The organism is Rhizobium sp. ZPR4 (assembly GCF_040215725.1).
Lineage (GTDB): Bacteria > Pseudomonadota > Alphaproteobacteria > Rhizobiales > Rhizobiaceae > Rhizobium > Rhizobium rhizogenes_D.
In genome coordinates this window covers 570,730-588,972 of record NZ_CP157968.1, presented here as the reverse complement: position 1 = coordinate 588,972, position 18,243 = coordinate 570,730, and the positions used below count along the sequence as shown (strand labels likewise).

The 18,243-nt window shown below is 57.6% G+C and carries 14 protein-coding genes; 9 read left to right on the top strand and 5 right to left on the bottom strand.

Annotated features, from left to right (window positions below; translation table 11 throughout):
• Positions 1-131 precede the first annotated feature (131 nt).
• Positions 132-1,514 (bottom strand): ATP-binding protein, encoded by a 1,383-nt coding sequence (locus ABOK31_RS22270; RefSeq protein ID WP_349960877.1) that lies wholly within the window; start codon positions 1,512-1,514, stop codon positions 132-134.
• Positions 1,511-2,251, bottom strand: coding sequence for a response regulator transcription factor (locus tag ABOK31_RS22265; RefSeq protein ID WP_174181657.1), 741 nt, complete (start codon positions 2,249-2,251; stop codon positions 1,511-1,513). Before ABOK31_RS22265 ends, ABOK31_RS22270 begins: the two co-directional genes overlap by 4 nt.
• A 653-nt stretch (positions 2,252-2,904) precedes the next feature.
• Here ABOK31_RS22265 and ABOK31_RS22260 point away from each other — a divergent pair.
• Positions 2,905-5,226, top strand: coding sequence for an LPS-assembly protein LptD (locus tag ABOK31_RS22260; RefSeq protein ID WP_349960874.1), 2,322 nt, complete (start codon positions 2,905-2,907; stop codon positions 5,224-5,226).
• A 405-nt stretch (positions 5,227-5,631) separates the two neighbouring features.
• The gene (gene bamA, locus ABOK31_RS22255) at positions 5,632-7,851 is read left to right on the top strand and encodes an outer membrane protein assembly factor BamA (RefSeq protein WP_234910357.1); all 2,220 of its coding nucleotides are present in this window, start codon (positions 5,632-5,634) and stop codon (positions 7,849-7,851) included.
• Between the two features lie 74 nt (positions 7,852-7,925).
• Here the strand turns inward: bamA and ABOK31_RS22250 are convergent, their stop codons facing one another.
• Positions 7,926-8,933 (bottom strand): LacI family DNA-binding transcriptional regulator, encoded by a 1,008-nt coding sequence (locus ABOK31_RS22250; RefSeq protein WP_174181651.1) that lies wholly within the window; start codon positions 8,931-8,933, stop codon positions 7,926-7,928.
• 278 nt (positions 8,934-9,211) lie between these two features.
• Between ABOK31_RS22250 and ABOK31_RS22245 the strand changes: the two genes are divergently transcribed.
• From ABOK31_RS22245 to ABOK31_RS22215, 7 genes are all read left to right on the top strand, one after another.
• Positions 9,212-10,456, top strand: coding sequence for an alpha-L-fucosidase (locus tag ABOK31_RS22245; protein WP_349961264.1), 1,245 nt, complete (start codon positions 9,212-9,214; stop codon positions 10,454-10,456).
• Positions 10,457-10,489: 33 nt separating this feature from the next.
• Positions 10,490-11,275 (top strand): DUF4037 domain-containing protein, encoded by a 786-nt coding sequence (locus tag ABOK31_RS22240; RefSeq protein ID WP_349960872.1) that lies wholly within the window; start codon positions 10,490-10,492, stop codon positions 11,273-11,275.
• 86 nt (positions 11,276-11,361) lie between these two features.
• On the top strand, positions 11,362-12,576 hold the full coding sequence (locus tag ABOK31_RS22235; protein WP_174181646.1) for a sugar ABC transporter substrate-binding protein: 1,215 nt from the start codon (positions 11,362-11,364) through the stop codon (positions 12,574-12,576).
• Between the two features lie 75 nt (positions 12,577-12,651).
• Complete coding sequence (locus ABOK31_RS22230) at positions 12,652-13,578, top strand: sugar ABC transporter permease (RefSeq protein WP_349961263.1); 927 nt, start codon at positions 12,652-12,654, stop codon at positions 13,576-13,578.
• On the top strand, positions 13,568-14,422 hold the full coding sequence (locus tag ABOK31_RS22225) for a carbohydrate ABC transporter permease (RefSeq protein WP_349960869.1): 855 nt from the start codon (positions 13,568-13,570) through the stop codon (positions 14,420-14,422). The genes ABOK31_RS22230 and ABOK31_RS22225 overlap by 11 nt, the downstream gene beginning before the upstream one ends.
• A gap of 32 nt (positions 14,423-14,454) precedes the next feature.
• A complete protein-coding gene (ugpC, locus tag ABOK31_RS22220) occupies positions 14,455-15,522 on the top strand; it encodes a sn-glycerol-3-phosphate ABC transporter ATP-binding protein UgpC (protein ID WP_349960867.1) in 1,068 nt (355 codons plus the stop codon).
• A 242-nt stretch (positions 15,523-15,764) separates the two neighbouring features.
• A complete protein-coding gene (locus ABOK31_RS22215; RefSeq protein WP_174181640.1) occupies positions 15,765-16,457 on the top strand; it encodes a class I SAM-dependent methyltransferase in 693 nt (230 codons plus the stop codon).
• Here ABOK31_RS22215 and ABOK31_RS22210 read toward each other — a convergent pair.
• Positions 16,447-17,235 (bottom strand): ABC transporter ATP-binding protein, encoded by a 789-nt coding sequence (locus ABOK31_RS22210; RefSeq protein WP_349960866.1) that lies wholly within the window; start codon positions 17,233-17,235, stop codon positions 16,447-16,449. The genes ABOK31_RS22215 and ABOK31_RS22210 overlap by 11 nt on opposite strands.
• 8 nt (positions 17,236-17,243) lie before the next feature.
• On the bottom strand, positions 17,244-18,236 hold the full coding sequence (locus tag ABOK31_RS22205) for an iron ABC transporter permease (protein ID WP_349960865.1): 993 nt from the start codon (positions 18,234-18,236) through the stop codon (positions 17,244-17,246).
• Positions 18,237-18,243 lie beyond the last annotated feature (7 nt).

Sequence of the window (18,243 nt, the reverse complement as noted above, 5' to 3'; positions counted from 1 at the left end):
ATCTGGGTCGGCAAGGCGGACATTTCTGTCAGAATATTGCATCCACCACCCTCCCCGACGTCGCGCGTGTGGGAGTGATGACGCCGTACGAGATACATGTTGCAGACTGGCCGGTCGCATCCGTCAAAGGTTCAGCTTGCAAATTCGGCCGATCGCGATTGATTGAAGGACAACCGCACGACGAGCCCCGAAGGCGAGTTGTCTGCAAAGGAAATGGTTCCGCGGTGACGGGATACGACATCGCGTACGATGGAAAGACCCAATCCAAATCCGCTTCTTCCGATCAGGGATCGCGCATCGTCTGCAACATAGAAAGGCTCCAACACCTTGGCGCGGTGTTCTTTCGGAATACCGGGGCCGTTGTCGGATATCCGGATTTCAAAGCCGCTTGCACCTCGGCTTTCAAGCAGTACGACGACCTCTGTCCCATGCTTGATCGCATTATCGATCACATTGGAGAGCGCGCGTCTCATTCCCAATTCCTCGCAGAAGTAAGCCATTCTGGCAGGCCCCTGATATCGTATATCGAAGCCTAAATCCGCAAACTCGTTACAGATGGTCTGAATGAGGCTCGGCATGTCTATGACATATCCGGCGCGCCGGTCGTTCTGCTCGCGCAGATAATGCAGCGTTTCCGAGATCATGTTGTCTATGATTTCGATTTCATCGATCATGCTGCCCAGTTTCCCGGTCTGGACTCCGCGCTCAAGCTTCAGGCGCAGGCGCGTCAGCGGAGTGCGAAGATCGTGGCTGATTGCAGCCAGCATGCGGGTCCGTTCTTCTATCAGGGACTGCAGACGCCCATGAAGATGATTGAGAGCCCTCGCCACTTGAATGACTTCCTGCGGCCCTGCATCGTTGATCGGCTGGGCCTGGGTCGACACGTGGCCAAGAGCGTCAGCCGCCGCTGCTATCGACGAGAGTGGCGCCATAAGCCGCTTGATGATGTAAACGGCCAGGAAAAGCACCACGATCATGACCGTCGCAACGACGAAGCCAAGCTGTATGAAGATGAACCGCTGCATCGGCGGGCGGTGCGTCGTCTGGAAAATCAAAGCGTATTGATTGTTGATCTTGACGACGACCGAGTTGCCCGTGGAGATCGAGATATCCGATGACGACAGGTTCCAATGGGAGAGAAGCTCGCTTCGCAGTTCGTCGGCAAAGCCGCTTTCCTGCTCGGTGCGCTTTTCTGCCGAGGTAAATTCGGGGCTGGAGAAAAACACGGCACTCGGAACGATTTCTATATGCATCTCAAGCCATCGCGAAGCCTTGATGGTCTTTTTCAGCTCCTCGAGTGACGCGCTCTGGCGGGCGTCGTCGGCGATCGTGGCTATGCGCGCGGCCGCCGAGGCCGCCGCAAGCTTGAGATTGGTCTCATTATGCCATCCATAAGAGAGAAAGAGAAACGCCACCGAGGTGCATACCGTCCCCAGAACAACGGCTGCAAGCACAACCGCAATCATCTGCGTGACAATGGACTTGTGATTGATGAAACGAAGATACCCCGTCATAATATCTCTATGCTGGGCGTAAAGACGTAGCCTCCCAAGCGAACGGTTTTGATGAAGGTCGGAGAGCGCAGGTCGGGTTCGATCTTCTGGCGTATTCGACTGATATGGACATCAACGCTGCGGCCGATCGGGCCGGCTATGCCGCTGTGCGTGAGCTCCAGAAGCTGCTCCCTCGTCAGAATACGCCTTGAGTTCTGACAGAACGCCAGAAGAAGGTCGAACTCCGTGCTTGTCAGCGTCACGCGGGCGCCCTCCGGGCTGAACAACTGCCGCTGCCCCGGCTCGACGCGCCATCCCTCGAAACGGAAGGCGGAATGGAAAGGATCGTTTGGCGGTCTGCTGATATGGGAACGTCTCAGGAGTGCGTGGATTCTCGCAAGAAGCTCTCGATGGTTGAAAGGTTTGGTGACATAATCGTCGGCGCCGATTTCCAGCCCTATGATCCTGTCCACATCCTCCGAACGCGCCGTCAGCATGATGATCGGGACCAATGACGTCGCTCTCAACCGGCGGCAGATGCTCAATCCGCTCTCGCCGGGCAACATCACGTCGAGAATGACAAGATCGGCCGTATTGTCTTCCAGATACGCATCCATCTTCTCGGCGGAGGCGGCCCACATACTGTTAAAGCCGTTTTCGGCCAGAACTTCCGACAGTATCTTCGCGATCTCGCTATCGTCCTCCACCAGAAGGATCGACTGCTTCTGCTCCTTGTTTGCAGTTCTAATGGTATTCATGGGCACCTTTACTGCAGCTCAGATCAATTCGGGAACATTTCGATGCTCTCAAGGCATGCGTTTAATGTTCTTTCGAGCCAGCTCGGCTGTTCCCGCACAAGGTGTATTGTACATTAGGCAGCCTGCACCTAATTTTGTCGAGCTTGTGGCAGGTACCGTCCACGCAGTTGGCAATACTGTCACTTTGTTTCGGAAATTGCATAAATTTACATAGAGAAACATAAAATAAATAAGCAGAAATATACAGAAACATAAATTAACGCAACTTAATCCAAAGCGTAGCTATCTTCGTCTATTCCTTGCCAAATGGCAATGGAGTCCGAAATCGTGCGTCCAGCTACGCATAGTGTTGCAGTATCCCAGCAGGAAGGCCGGGCAGGTACAAGCCCGGATAGTCAAGCAGAATTCGATTGTAAGGTTCAGGTAATTCAATGGCTATCAACTGATCGAAGCACGGCGGAAATCAAAAGTATTTCTCCATTATCTCACCACGGAATGACAAGTAGTCAGTCAAGAAAGAACATATCTCCTAAAGGAATCGCTATCGCACGCAGGCGGAACGAGATACACAAAGAGATACCAGCATTTCTCGCGCTATTTGCGGAGTACCGCATTTGAGACGCATAGCTCCGTTGTCCTCAAACCGAGCCGCTATGGCTTGGTCGTTCACCATCATCGCCACATGTGCAGCCAGTGATCATTCACTTGCGCAAGGGCAATTTCAGCGACAACCGGCAGGTCAGACGTCGACACTACCGACCACGACAAACGTTAAGATTCCGGATGGGACGAAGCTGCTCTTACAGGCGAACGAGGCTATTTACAACAAAGATACGCAGATAATAACCGCACGCGGCGCAGTTCAAATCCACTATGGCGGCTATAAATTGGTAGCCAATCAGGTCGACTACAACCAGATCACAAAAAGGATGACTGCGACAGGAAATGTGGAATTGATCACCCCTGATGGCAACCGTACCTACGGTGACAGAATGGACGTGACCAATGATTTCTCCAATGGATTTATCGAGGCTCTGCGGGTTGAAATGCCCGACAATACGAGAATGGTGGCAATCAAGGGCGACCGCGTCGGCGGCTCCAAGGTTATCCTGACCAAAGGCGTCTACACCGCCTGCGCTCCGTGCTCGGAACAGGGCCGCGCTCCGCTGTGGCAGGTGAAGGCAGAGAGGATTATCCAGAACGGCATCACTCATACGATAAGACTGGAGCATGCAAGGCTTGAACTTTTCGGCCAGCCGATCGCCTATATTCCCTGGATGACCGTGCCCGACAATACCGTAAAGAGAAAGTCGGGCTTTCTGTTTCCAACCTTCAGCGTCTCCCAGAATCTCGGCTTTGGCGCGGCAATCCCCTATTACTATGTGATTTCGCCGAGCATGGACGCGACGGTTACCGCGACAGGATATAGTAATCAGGGTTTGCTATTGCAGGGCGAGTTTCGCCAGCGGCTTGAAAACGGCACCTATGATCTGCGCGCAGCCCTCATCGATCAGGCCGACCCGGGTGCGTTTGACACCGGAACCACCGATGTGAATGCCAAGCTCAGGACGCTCATAGCTTCCAAAGGCGATTTCAGGATCAACCCACGCTGGACCTTCGGCTGGGATGTCATGGCGCAGAGCGACAACGACTTTGCCCGAACCTATAATATCGAGGGGCTCAATCAAGCCACACATACCAATCAGGCCTACTTGACCGGCATCGGCAAACGGAACTTTTTCGATATGCGGTTCGCCTACTACAATGAGCAGGACGCCACAACCGGCAGCACCTTGCAAAAGCAGCAGGCCGTCGCCTATCCGGTGATCGATTATCACGCGATCGCGCCACAGCCTGTTCTCGGTGGAGAACTGTCGCTGACCAGCAATTTCACGAATGTCTCGCGCAGCACCGCGGACGTCGTCGTCAATCCCGACAACTCAGACCGCTTTCTCGGGCTTACTGGCGATTATGCGCGGCTTACGACCGAAATGCAGTGGCAGCGCTCCTTCGTGACGCCTCAGGGGCTGGAGTTGACGCCGCTGCTTGCCGCCCGTGGAGATACGATGGCTCTTGGGATGGATGGGCCGAACTCCATCAGCCCCTCATATGTCTATGCCGGTAACTACGACGACAATGGCGCTGCCGCGCGGAAAATGCTGACGGCCGGGCTAGAGGCCAAATATCCGATCCTGGCGACCACGGAGCACTCCACGCAGGTCTTCGAACCCATAGCGCAGATTTATCTCCGACCCGACGAGCAGCTTGCCGGTCAGTTGCCGAACGAGGATGCTCAAAGTTTCGTATTCGATGCGACGAACCTCTTCGACCGGGATAAATTCTCCGGCTTCGACCGCGTGGAAGGGGGAACGCGTGCCAATGTCGGCATGCGTTACACCGGCAGCTTCGACAGCGGCTACAAACTGGACAGTGTCGTTGGCCAGTCCTACCAGCTCATGGGAATGAATTCATTTGCAACGCCGGACCTGGTCGGCGCCGGCCTCGAATCGGGGCTCGAAACGGCACGATCGGACTATGTGACGATGTTCGGCATAACCATGCCGCACGGCATTTCAGTTTCGACGTCCTATCGGCTCGACCACGACAATTTTGCGCTAAAGCGCGGCGATACGACGATTGGTTATGTCACGCCGATTCTCGATACGCAGTTGACCTATACGCATATCGAGGCTCAGCCCGATTACGACATACCCACCAATGAGGATGAGCTCCAACCGCAGGTGAAATTGAAACTCTCGGATCAATGGTCAGTCAACACGACGCTCGGATATGATCTACGCGCCAAGGATCTCAGCGAACACGACTTCGGCGTAACCTATTCCGATGAATGCACGACTGCCAGCCTAGTTTACGACTGGAAAAAGGATACCTCCAGCACGACGGGCGTCGATTGGTCCATAATGCTGCACCTGACGTTCCGCACGCTGGGGGAAGTCAAGCTCGGCGGCAATTAGATCATTTCAGATTTGATCCGCAGCTTTCGGATCGCTTCAGACAAGATCGCGAACCGCCTTGCGATGAAGCAGTTTTGGTCGACATGCCGGGATCCCGATGTACTTCGGGGTTCCGCGCGCGATCGGCAAGACGGAGACCCAATCGAAATATTACTTAACATTACTTAACACCGAAGAGCACGGAGAAGTGATAGTGCTCTTTCTACGTCACAGGCAGATTCTCCGACCGCATGGATATTCATTTCTCTGAAAAACCCGCGGAACAGCTCCATTTGGAAATGCAAGGTAAAAGCGTAGATGAACTCTGATTTACCGCGGTCAAAGTTAAAACGTTCAAATTCGACAATTGCCATTTTAGCATTCATAAGCACAGCCATAGCCGCGCCTCTGTCTGCGCAGGCAGCTATGGTAAGTGATATACGGGTGGTTGGTGCCGAGCGCGTTGGACCGACCGCAGTAAAGGACAATATAACGATCGCTCCTGGCAAGAGCTTTTCAGATGCGGATATCGACCAATCGATCAAACAACTCTATGCAACTGGCTATTTTTCCGATGTACATATATCGGTAGAAGGCCATAGTCTCGTTATCTCCGTACACGAGAACAATCTCATCAATGCAGTTGTATTCAACGGGAACAAGAAGATAAAGGACGATAAATTGGCCGAGCTGGTTAAGTCCAAGGCGGCTGGCCCATACAGTGAAAGTCAGGTTCAAGACGACATAAAGTCGATCAAGGATGCCTATGCCGCGATCGGGCGCAACAATGTCCAAGTGACGCCGCAAGTCGTCAACATCGCGAAGAACAGGGTCAATCTCGCTTTCGTCATTAACGAAGGCGACCGCACGACAATCAGCAAGCTGACATTCTCCGGAAATCATGCTTTCAGCGGCGGTCGTCTCGCCGCGGTGATCAGCACAAAGAAATCCACTTTCCTGTCGTTTCTGACGCGCAAGGATATTTATAGCGAAACGAAGAAAGACGCCGACGAGGACGCACTTCGTAAATTCTATTACGATCACGGATTTGTCGATTTCAGGCTGGTGTCCGATAATGCAACCTTCGACAGCGCGACGAACAGCTACGACGTCAGCTTCGTTGTCGATGAGGGCGAGAAATATCGCTATGGCGATATTTCAGTGACATCAACCGTGCAGGGTATCAATGCCGACGACCTGAAAAGCCTCGTCATCACGCGCAAAGGCGATACCTATAATGCCGAGGATATCCAGAAGTCGATTGACGCAATCTCGAAACGCATAGAGGCAGCCGGCTATCCATTTGCCAAGGTAACGCCGCGCGGCAATCGCAACCCCGAAGATCATTCCGTCTCGATAGAATACATCGTCGATCAGGGTGAACGCGCCTATGTGGAGCGCATCGAAATTCGCGGCAACACACGAACGAGGGACTATGTCATTCGGCGTGAATTCGACCTCAACGAAGGGGATGCCTTCAATGAGCAGATGATTGCGCGCGCCAAACGCCGCCTGGATGCGCTCGGCTATTTCACGTCGGTGAAGATCTCGACACGTCCTGGCAGCGCTCCGGATCGGGTCGTCATCATCGTCGATGTCGAAGATCAGCCAACCGGCTCCTTCGGTATCGGCGGGGGCTACGCTGTCGGCGTCAACGGTGGTCCTTTGCTGGAAGCCTCCGTGGAGGAGAAGAATTTCCTCGGACGCGGCCAGTATATCAAGGTTGCGGCAGGCGCGAGCACGAGCGGAAGCCAAACCTACACTCTCTCCTTCACCGAGCCATATTTCCTTGGCGAACGCCTCGCCGCCGGCTTCGACCTTTTCAAGAGCGTCACCACCAGCAGCGATTACTACGACTACGGCGAGGAAGGTATCTCGCTGCGGATCACGGCGCCTATCACCGAGGACCTTTCGACGACGCTTCGCTACACCTACAAGCAGATTACCTATACTGGCGAGAGCGACTGGCAGGACAATCTCTCCGCACCGTACCAGAACCTGATCAACAACGGTCCCTGGACGCAATCGAGCGTTTCCCAGACCTTCACCTACAATACTCTTGACGATCAGAACCTACCGCGTGACGGCTTCATCGCCAAGGTCACGCAGGAAGTCGCCGGTCTTGGCGGCGACTCGAACTATTACAAACTCAGCGGCAAGGCGCGCTACTACCACACACTTTCGGACTCACAGGATATCATCGGTTCGATAACCCTTGGTGCCGGCTACATGACTTCGACAAATGGTCAGGACTTGAACATTTTCGATCAGTTCATGATCGGCGGCAGCGAGATTAGAGGCTTTGAAGATGCGGGCATCGGTCCAAGGACGTCCGACGGCGATCCGCTCGGCGGAACCAAATACTTCACCGCCTCGGTGGAAACGAGCATGCCGACGCCGGGCATGCCGCAGGATCTCGGCTTCCGCAGCTCCGTCTTCCTGGACGCGGGAACGCTCTATGGCAATGATGCCAATCTTTATGGTGATGTCCTGCACGATGGATCGGCGCTGCGCGCATCGGCCGGCATCGGACTGACCTGGGCGTCACCATTCGGCACAATCAATCTCAGCTACGCCGTGCCGTTCCTCAAGCAGGACTACGACAAGGTGGAAAACTTCCGCTTCGGCTTCGGCAACCAGTTCTGACGCAATCCGGATCAGCGCCCGGCTGCTAAGACGCAAGAAGTCTTCGGCGCCTCCAATGTGCGATGCACAGAGCTTTAAATTCTCCGGCAGGAATTGCCTGGAACGAATTTCGGCGTCAGCACGAAATCCTGCGGCGGCTCGACCGCACCTTGCGGATTGGTGATGCGGTGCATCAGGCGGCGCGCGATGATGCCGCCGAGCGCCAGCGTGTCCTGAACCACCATGGTGATGCGCGGCGTGATGACCGAGCTCCATTGCACATTGTCGATCATGGCGAGCGAGATGTCCTCGGGACAGCGGAAGCCTAGCTCCTGCATGGCCTGCAGCGCCGAAAGCGCCACGGTATTGTTGGCGCCGAGGATCGCGGTGGGGCGCTCGGGCTGGATCAGCAAGCGCATGGCTGCCTCATAGCCGGCCGTGCGTGTGAACTGGCCGTCGACGATGAAGTTCGGGTTCACCTCGATGCCGGCATTGGCCATAGTCTCGGCAAAGCCACGATATCTCTCCGTTGCCGTGTGCATATGGCTCGGGCCGGTGATGAAGGCGATGCGCCGGTGGCCGAGCTGCAGGAGATGCTCGGTCAACATCGCGCCGGCGAGATAGTTGTCGGAGCCGACGAAATCGCGCTCGATGCCGGCGACCTTCTGGTCGAAACAGACGATCGGCACGTTCAAGCCGGCGATGAAGTCAAGATAGTCCTGGTCGTAGCCTGACGGCGCAAGCGCCAGGCCCGCGGTCTTGAGGCCGATCAGGTGCTCGACCATCGCTCTCTCGCGATCCGTCTTGCCGGAGGAATCGGTGACGACGACGAAATGCTGGTGGTCGAGCGCATAGTTTTCCAGCTCACGCCGGATATCCCCGAAAAATGGATTGCCGACATTGCCGACGACGAAACCGATCATGCGGCTGCGGCCGCGCGCCAGACTTTGCGCAAGCGGATCGGCAACGAAGCCGACAGCGGCAATCGCCTGACGAATTTTTTCCAGCGTCTTCTGGCTGACACGCGCCGGATTGCTCAAAGCCAACGACACCGTCGAGACGGATACGTCAGCGAGTTTGGCGACATCGCGAATTGTGGCCATGAATTTTTCGAACCGTTTCTATCGCCTTCAGCGTTCCAATCGAAGATACCTTCCTCAATGAATCGCTGTCATAAATCTAACATTTGTCGGCCATGAAGCAATATGCAGAAAGAGATTTCAACAGCGCGCTTGACATATAGGGCAAGTGGATCGATGATTAAATCGAACCGGTTCGATTAAGCCTTAACACTTGGGAGGATAGTGTGAGCGACGCAGCGATCAGTGGCGGCCAGAATGTGGCCGATGGCAAAACATGGTTTGGACACGACCGCTTCGGCATGTTCATCCACTTCGGACTTTACGCTCTCGGTGCACGCCACGAATGGCTGAAGAACCGCGAGGAATTCACCACCGAGGCCTATCAGAAGTATTTCGACAACTTCGATCCCGATCTCTACGACGCCCGCGAATGGGCACGCCGCGCTCGCGAGGCCGGCATGAAATATGTGGTTCTGACCGCCAAGCACCATGAGGGCTTCTGCCTGTGGGACAGCAAGGTTACCGACTACAAGGTCACCAACACGCCCTATGGCAAGGATCTGATCGGCCCTTACGTCGAAGCGCTTCGCGCCGAGGGATTGAAGGTCGGTTTCTACTATTCCCTGGTCGATTGGCATCATCCGGATTTCCCGATCGACGGGCACCATCCGCAGCGCAACCATCCCGATGCCGCAAAGCTCAACGAGGGCCGCGACGTCAAGCGCTATGCGCAATATATGCGCGACCAGGTGACTGAACTCCTGACGAACTTCGGCAAGATCGACGTCATCTGGTTCGATTTCAGCTATCCCCGCCGCACCTACAAGGGCCTACCGGGCAAGGGCCGCGCCGACTGGGAGAGCGAGGACCTGATGAAGCTGGTACGCCAGCTGCAGCCTGAGATCATCGTCGGCGATCGCCTCGACCTGCCGCGTGACGCCGATCACATGCCCGATCTGGTGACGCCAGAACAATATACGCCACGCGTCGCTCCGACCGTCGCAGGCCTACCGGTGCGCTGGGAAGCCTGCCACACCTTCAGCGGCTCCTGGGGCTATTATCGCGACGAGACCAGCTGGAAGGATGCCGGCCAGCTTATCAACATCCTGGTCGATACGGTTTCGCTCGGCGGCAACCTTTTGATGAATGTCGGCCCGACCGGCCGCGGCACCTTCGACGCCCGCGCCATCACGGCACTCAACACCTATGGCGAATGGCTGCGGCTGAACGGCCGCGCGATCTATGGCGCCGGTCCTTCCACCCATAAGGCGCCGAGCGGTTGCCGCTTCACCCAGAAGGGCAACCGGCTCTACCTGCACATCCAGACTTGGCCGTTCCGCCACATCCACATCGAAGGGCTGGGGCGCAAGGTCAAGTATGCGCAATTCCTGCACGATGCCAGCGAGCTGCACTGGCTCGATCCGGATGCCGAGGTCGATTCCAATATCGGCGTCGCCGTCGGCGAAGGTATCCTGACGCTCGAACTGCCGGTTCTGAAGCCCGACGTCGTGACCCCCGTCATCGAGCTGATCCTCAAGGATTAAGGAGAGAACGAAGCCCAGCCGCCCGGTGCCGTCATGAGCCGCGAAGCCGAACTCATTGCCGCGATGACCCCCTTGATCGCCGATCTGGCGGAAGACGGCAATGGCGCCGTCGCGCTCGCCGGCTCGCGCGGCAAGGGACGGTCGGATGCGCAATCGGATTTCGATTTCCGGGTCTATGCCGATGCCTATCGCGGACCGGAGGTTCGCCAAACCGCAGCGTGGCGGCGCTTCGATGCCGCGCTGCAAAGTTGGCAGGCAGAAGGCATCCGCATGGATGGCGTCTGGATGCGGCGGTATGCCGGCGTGCAGCGCGATCTGGACTCCTGGCTTGCCGGCATCGTCGTGCCGAAGAGCTTCGAATGGACGATCTGGGGCTATCACCTGCCGACAGATCTTGTCAGCCAGCAGATCATCGCCGACCCCAGTGGCTTGCTGACCGGCTGGAAGCAGCAGCTGGCGCAGTACCCGGAAGCGCTGAGGGCCTCGGTCCTCAGCCAGTACATGGATATCCTGCGCTATTGGGCCAGGGATTATCATTATGAGAGCAAGGTCGTTCGCCGCGATCTCGTCTTTCTCGTCGGGCTGACGGGCAAGCTTGCCAACGCCATCCTGCAGACGGTTTTTGCCTTCAACCGGGTCTATTTTCCGGGCGACGGCTGGAACCTGCCGATGGCGGCCGAACTGGAGCGGCTGCCGCCGGACTTTCTCCAGCGCATGACCGCCATTCTCGAGCCGGGACAGGATCCTGATCCATGGCGGCGCCAGCGAACCGAACTGATCGGCCTGATCGCCGACCTGGAGGTCATGATCGCGGCCTGAACGGCCCGCAAGACCAAACCGGAGGGGAGCGTCCGGATAGTGATGAACGTCACTGTAATGAAAGTCATTAAGGAGGAGGAACAATCATGAAGCGTTCATTGATATTTGCCGCCGCCCTTGCGGCGAGTTCACTACCCGGCATCGGCGCCAAGGCGCAGGATGCCCCCGTGACACTGACCTGGCAGATGTGGGGTCAGCCGAACGATGCCGAGCTGTGGCAGCAGTTGGCCGATCTCGTTAATAAGCAATATCCCAACATCAAGGTCAATCTGCAGCTTTCGGGCTGGACGGATTACTGGACGCGACTGCCGGTTCTGGCGGCATCGGGACAGGTCGCCGATATCGTTTCGATGCAGTCGATGCGCATGCCGAATTTCTATTCGATCCTGACGCCGCTCGACGATTATGTGAAAAGCAGCGACGTGAAGGTGGCGGACTTCGAGACATCGATCATGTCCGGCCTTTCACAGGACGGCAAGCTCTATGCCCTGCCCTACGATGTCGGCCCGTGGATGGTCTTCTACAATCGCGACAAATTCGCCGCTGCCGGTTTGAAGGAGCCCGCCAAGGACTGGACGTTCGACGATTTCAAGGCCGACGCCAAGGCGCTGACCAAGGACGGAACCTACGGCTACGGAACCCAGGCCTTCGATTTCATCGCCGGCCCCGTCGCGCTTGGCGCGGATTATTTCAACGCCGACAATGAATTCGACCTCACCAATGCCGGTTTTGTCGATGCCTTCAGCAAGTATGCCGATCTCACCGCCAAGGACAAACTCTCGCCGGTCTTTGCCTCCGCTGCCGATGCTTCCGCCGCAAGCGGCCGCTTCGCCTCGGGCAATGTCGCCATGTATATCGACGGTCCCTGGTCGCTGATTACCGGGCAGGCCAATGTCAACTTCAAGATCGGCATCGCGCCGCTGCCGCGCGGCACCGGTCCCTCGCGCTTCATTACGGCAGGCTCCGGCTGGGGCATTTCCGCCACCAGCCAGCACAAGGATGCCGCCTTCAAGGCGCTACAGGTGCTGACCGGCCCGAAGGCTGCCGAAATCCTCGGTTCGGCCGGACGCGCGCTGCCGGCCCGGCTTGCACAGCAGACCGCCTGGTATGACGGAGCGGCGAAGAATGTCAGCGGCACCCGCGACACGCTCGAATATATGTTCGCCCATACCACGCCGTTCCGCATCAACGAGAAATGGAACCAGTTCGAGAATCTGGTGATGCAGTACGTGCCGCTGGCACTGACGGGGGACTCGAAGCCCGAAGGCGTATTGAGCGATATTCAGAGCCAGCTACCATAGACCGGGCACCTGGCCGGCCTGCGGTCGGGCCATCGGCTCGACCGCAGCGCTACTGCCGAAAAGGAGAGGCCCATGATGCTGGGCAAGCACACCGACATGATCGCAAGACCAAGGCCACGCTCGCGCAAATGGTTCAGAGGCGAGGGATGGACGGCGTTGTTCTTCCTGTTGCCGGGCCTGATCGGCATCGTCCTGTTTCTCGTCCTGCCGATCCTCGCCTCGATCGCGCTCAGCTTCACCAATTGGCAGCTGCTTGGCACGCCACGCTTCGTCGGTTTTTCCAATTATGTACGCCTGTTTACGACCGACCCGCAATTCTGGACGGTCATGCGCAACACCATTTTCTTCACGGTCGAATATCTGGTGCTCAATATCGTCATCTCGTTGGGGCTGGCGACCTGGATTTCGAGCCTGAAGATCGGTCAGCGCTGGTTCCGCGTCATCTTCTTCTTGCCTACCTTCACCCCGCTCATCGCCGTTGCCATGGTCTGGATGCTGATCTTTACCAGCGGCGGCCTGTTCGACAGCATGATGGCGGCGTTGTCCCTGCCGTTCTCGGGCGTGCTGAACGATCGCACGCTTGCTATGCAGGCCGTCGTCCTCACCTCGATCTGGGCTGGCGTCGGCTACAATACGGTTCTCTTCAATGCCGCGCTCGACATGGTGCCGGCAACTTATCTGGAAGCGGCGCGCATCGACGGCGCCACGGCCTGGGACCGCTTCTGGAAAATCCGCCTGCCCTTGATCTCGCCGACGCTATTCTTCGGCACCGTCATGACGGCGATCACCTCGCTGCAGGTCTTCGACCAGATTTTCGTCATGACCAAGGGTGGGCCGGGATCGTCGACCGCGACGCTCGGCTATGCCATCTACCAACGCGGTTTTCAGAACTTCCAGATGGGCTATGCCTCGGCCATCGCCTGGGTGATGTTTGCGCTGATCATGGCGCTGACCGCCCTGCAATTCCGGTTCCAGCGCAAATGGGTGCATTATGACGCTTAAATCCGAAGCCAGAGCACGCCGGAAGCTGGTGCTCGATATCGTCAATCACCTGGCAATCACACTCGTCGCGATCGCCTTTCTCTTTCCGTTCTTCTGGATGGTCTCGAATGCGGTGCGCTCCAATGCCGAGGTGACGGCAATACCCCCGCGTATCCTGCCCGACGTCTTCGAATGGGGTAACTTTGCCGCCGCCTGGACCCAGCTGCCCTTCGGCCGCTTCTTCCTCAACAGCGCCATTATCGCCATCTGCGTGACGGCCATCACCGTCGTCGTCTCCTGCCTGTCCGGCTACGCCTTCGCGCGGCTGAAATTCAGGGCGCGCGAAACGCTGCTGCTCGGCTATATCGGCACGCTGATGGTGCCGCCGCTGATGCTGATCATTCCGCTGTTTCTGATCGTCAACAAGCTCGGTCTGGTCAACACTTTCCCCGGCGTGATCCTGCCGATCTCCTTTGGCACCTTCGGCGCCTTCCTGATGCGGCAGTTCTTCCTCTCCATTCCCATGGAGCTCGAGGAGGCGGCAAGGATCGACGGCGCTTCGCGCCGGCGCATTCTCGTCAGCATCATCGTGCCGCTGTCCATGCCGGCGATCGGGCTTCTGTCGCTCTTCACCTTCATCGGGCAGTGGAACAATTTCCTCTGGCCGCTGATCGTCATGACCGGTGCCGACAATGCCACCCTGCCCGTCGGTCTTACCCTGTTCCAGACGCAGCAAGGCACACAATGGAACTACCTAATGGCCGGCGCCACCCTTTCCATGCTTCCGGGCATCTTCCTCGCGATCATCCTGCAGAAGCTCATCTACAACAGCATCGCCCTCAATGCGGGCATGGGCGGGCGCTGACGCGCCGGCCGACATTTTTGGGAGAGATATCCATGGCGAAACTGACCATTCGCAATGCCATCAAACGCTACGGCGCGCTCGAAGTGCTGCACGGCGTCTCCGTCACGGCACAGGACGGCGAGTTCATGGTGCTTGTAGGACCTTCGGGCTGCGGCAAATCCACCTTGCTGCGCATGATCGCCGGGCTTGAAGGCATCAGCGATGGCGAAATCGAAATCGGCGACCGCGTTGTCAACGATCTCGAGCCGAACGAACGCGATATCGCCATGGTGTTCCAGTCCTATGCGCTCTATCCGCATATGACGGTGCGCGACAACATGGCCTTTTCGCTGAAGCTTGCGCGCCGCAGCAAACACGAAATCGAGCAGAAGGTGAACGATGCGGCTGCGATCCTCGATCTCTCCGCCCTCCTCGATCGCTATCCCCGGCAATTGTCGGGCGGACAGCGTCAGCGCGTGGCGATGGGCCGCGCCATCGTCCGCAACCCTGCCGTCTTCCTCTTCGACGAACCGCTGTCCAATCTCGATGCCAAATTGCGCGTGCAGATGCGCACTGAGATCAAGACGTTGCACCAGCGTCTCGGCACCACCATGGTCTATGTCACGCACGACCAGATGGAGGCCATGACCATGGCCGACCGTATCGTCGTCATGCGTGGCGGCCATATCGAGCAGATCGGCTCGCCGCTCGAAATCTACGATGCGCCGGCCAACAGCTTCGTCGCCGGCTTTATCGGCTCGCCGTCGATGAACTTCATAGATGGCCTCGTCATCGATCGAAACGGAAGGTTGGGGCTGCAGGACGCGGAAAACCTGCATTGGCCGCTGCCGGAAAGCGCCCGCCGCCATCTCGGCCGATCCGTCCAGCTCGGCATCCGCCCGGAACATATTGCCGTCGACGCAAATGGCGTAGAGGCCAAGGTCATCATTATCGAGCCGACTGGCTCGGACACGCATCTGCAATTGCAGGCCGGCGCGCAATCGATCATGGCAGCCATCAGGGACCGCCCTTCGGTGTCTCCCGGCCAGCCGATCCAGCTCAGGATCGATCCGGCAAAGGCACATCTGTTCGATCCGTCGAATGGCCAGCGCCTGCATTGATTGCGAGGCCTTTGTTCTCCGGGTTATTGCGGCAGATAAAATCTTCTGTCCGCACGGCTTTTGGGTTTCAAAATCTAGAGCATTTCCCGGAAAAGTGCGCAGCGGTTTTCCGTCCGGAATGCGCCAAGAAATAAAAGGATAGAGTGGTTTCGCGATTCGAAGAAAAGCAGAACTGCGCTAGCCATGGACCGCAGTCCAGCTTAAAGACGGGGCACGTTTTGAATAGCCTGGAGAGAAAGCTGATGAGCCAGCAAGGTCAGAAGACGATCGCCACATGGTATGTCGACCCGGACGCCGAAGACAGGATGGCCGATGGGCATGCGCCGATCTGGAGACATCTGATCGACCTGATCGTCGAGCGTGATCTATCCGCCAAGAGCGTCGTCGATTTCGGCTGCAACCAGGGCGGCCTGCTGCGTCATCTCTATGCCATCAGGCCGTTTCGCAAGGCGCTGGGCATCGACATCGCCGAACAGTCGATCGCCAAGGCTGAATCTTTCAAGAGCAACCTGCCGGTCCAGCATGCGGTGAGCGGAACGCTCGAAGGCTGGGTGGAAGAATTCGATCTTGCGATCAGCCACGAGGTCATCTATCTCGTCGAGGATATCCATGCCCATGCCGCGGATATCTGGAAGGCATTGAAGCCCGGCGGTGTCTATTATGCCGTCACCGGTTGCCACACGGACAACCCGCTTTGGCCGAAGTGGCGCGACCTCGTCGCCAAGCGCACCAACACCGTCGTCCAGGATCGCTCGATTTCCGATTACGGACGCGCTTTCTCAAAGGCAGGCTTCGCAGTCTCCGGCCGGAAACTGGAATATGACGGCTTCATCCCCTTCGTCGAGGATGGCTGGACGCCCGACTTTGCCGATGCGCTCGACTATTACACGCAGACGAAAATCGTCTTCCGGCTCGTCAAGCCCCTCAATGGCTGAGCCGCGTCAGCTCGACATCGAAATGCGGCGGCACGTCGGGGCTCACCTGGACGAACCGCCCTTTCACTCGAAATGTCTTCTCGATCAGGCCGCTTTCGGCAAGCGCCCTCGGCTCGCCGTCGAAGCGAAGCTCGCCCTTCTCCAGCAATGAGATGCGGTCGCTGACGGCAATCGCCTGATTGATATCGTGGATCGCCATGATGATGGTGACGCCCCTCTCGCGGCTGAGGCGATGAACGAGATCCAGAACCTCGACCTGATAGCCTATGTCGAGGAACGAAGTCGGCTCGTCGAGCAACAATATGCCGGCTTCCTGCGCGAGCGCGGCTGATATCCATGCCCGCTGTCGCTCGCCGCCGGAAAGCTCTTGCAGTGTGCGACCGGCGAGGCTCGAAAGCCCGGTGCTTTCCAGCGCCCATTCGATCGCCTCTTCATCCCTGCGATCATAGCTGCGAAAAAGTCCGACATGGGCGAAACGACCTTGCCGCACGAGTTGCGCGATCGTCATCTCGTCCGGTGCCGACGGCTGCTGCGGCAGGAAGGCAAGCTTCTTGGCGATCGTACGGCGGGACATGGTTGCGACCGAGATATCCTCGATTGTCACCTGTCCCTCTGCCGGGGCAATCAGGCCGGCAAGCGCTTGCAGGGCCGTACTTTTGCCCGAGCCGTTCGGGCCGATCAGCGCCCGGATCTCTCCCTTATGCATGGAGAGTTTAAAGCTGTCGAGTGCCTTGCGGCGGCCGTAAAAGACAGACAATTGCGAACAGGAAAGTGGCATGGGCGATCTCAGGAAATTTTTCTCAAAAGCATAAGCAGCACGGGCACACCGACAATCGCGGTGACGACCCCGATCGGCACTTCCTCCGCCTGCCCGACAAGACGGCCGATAAGATCACCCAGCGTAACGAAGATAGCGCCAAGAACAATCGTCAAAGGCAGAACCAGAGGGAAATGCCGGCCGGCAAGGAAGCGGGCGAGATGCGGAACAACCAGCCCGACGAAAACGATCGGGCCTACGGCACCGACCGCGCTTGCTGCTAGGGCGCAGGACACCAGCAGCACCAAGGAAAACTGCCTGCGATAGGCAAGGCCGAACGAACGGGCGACCTGCGCATCGAATTGCAGCATAACCAATGGCCGGTAGATCAGCGGCAAGATAAGCAGACCTGCGATCGTAAACGGCAGGAGAAACAACGCATGGTCCCAGGTGCGCGCATAAAGGCTGCCCGAAAGCCATTCGAGAATGATCTCGATGCGCGCCGATCCCCAGCCGGCGATGAGGCCGACGGCGAGCGCATGCAGGACCGCGCCGATGGCGACACCACAGAGCGTGATGCGCAGCGGACTGAGTTCGAGCCGGAAGGCGAGCAGGTAGATGATACCGCCGGCGAGCATTCCGCCCGCAAGACCTGCGACCGGAAGCCAGGCGATCGGCAGTTCCGCCACCGTATTCTCGCCGGGATTGAAGATGTAGACCGTGAAGAGAAGGAACAGCGTGACGGTCAGCGTCGCACCCTGCGACACCCCCATCAGGGAGGGATCTGCGAGCGGGTTTCTCGTTATCGTCTGGAGCAGCAAGCCGGCGACGCCGAACTGGATGCCGGCAAGAATACCGGTGACGATGCGCGGCAGCCGGATATCGAGAATGATCGACTGCGCCTCGGGCGAACCCTTGCCGCTCAAGACAGCAAGCACATCCGCCGCCGGCAGATCGACGACACCGAGGAATGTCGCGGCAATCAGCGAAAGAAGCGCGATGAAGATGATAATCGGCAACATCCCTCTT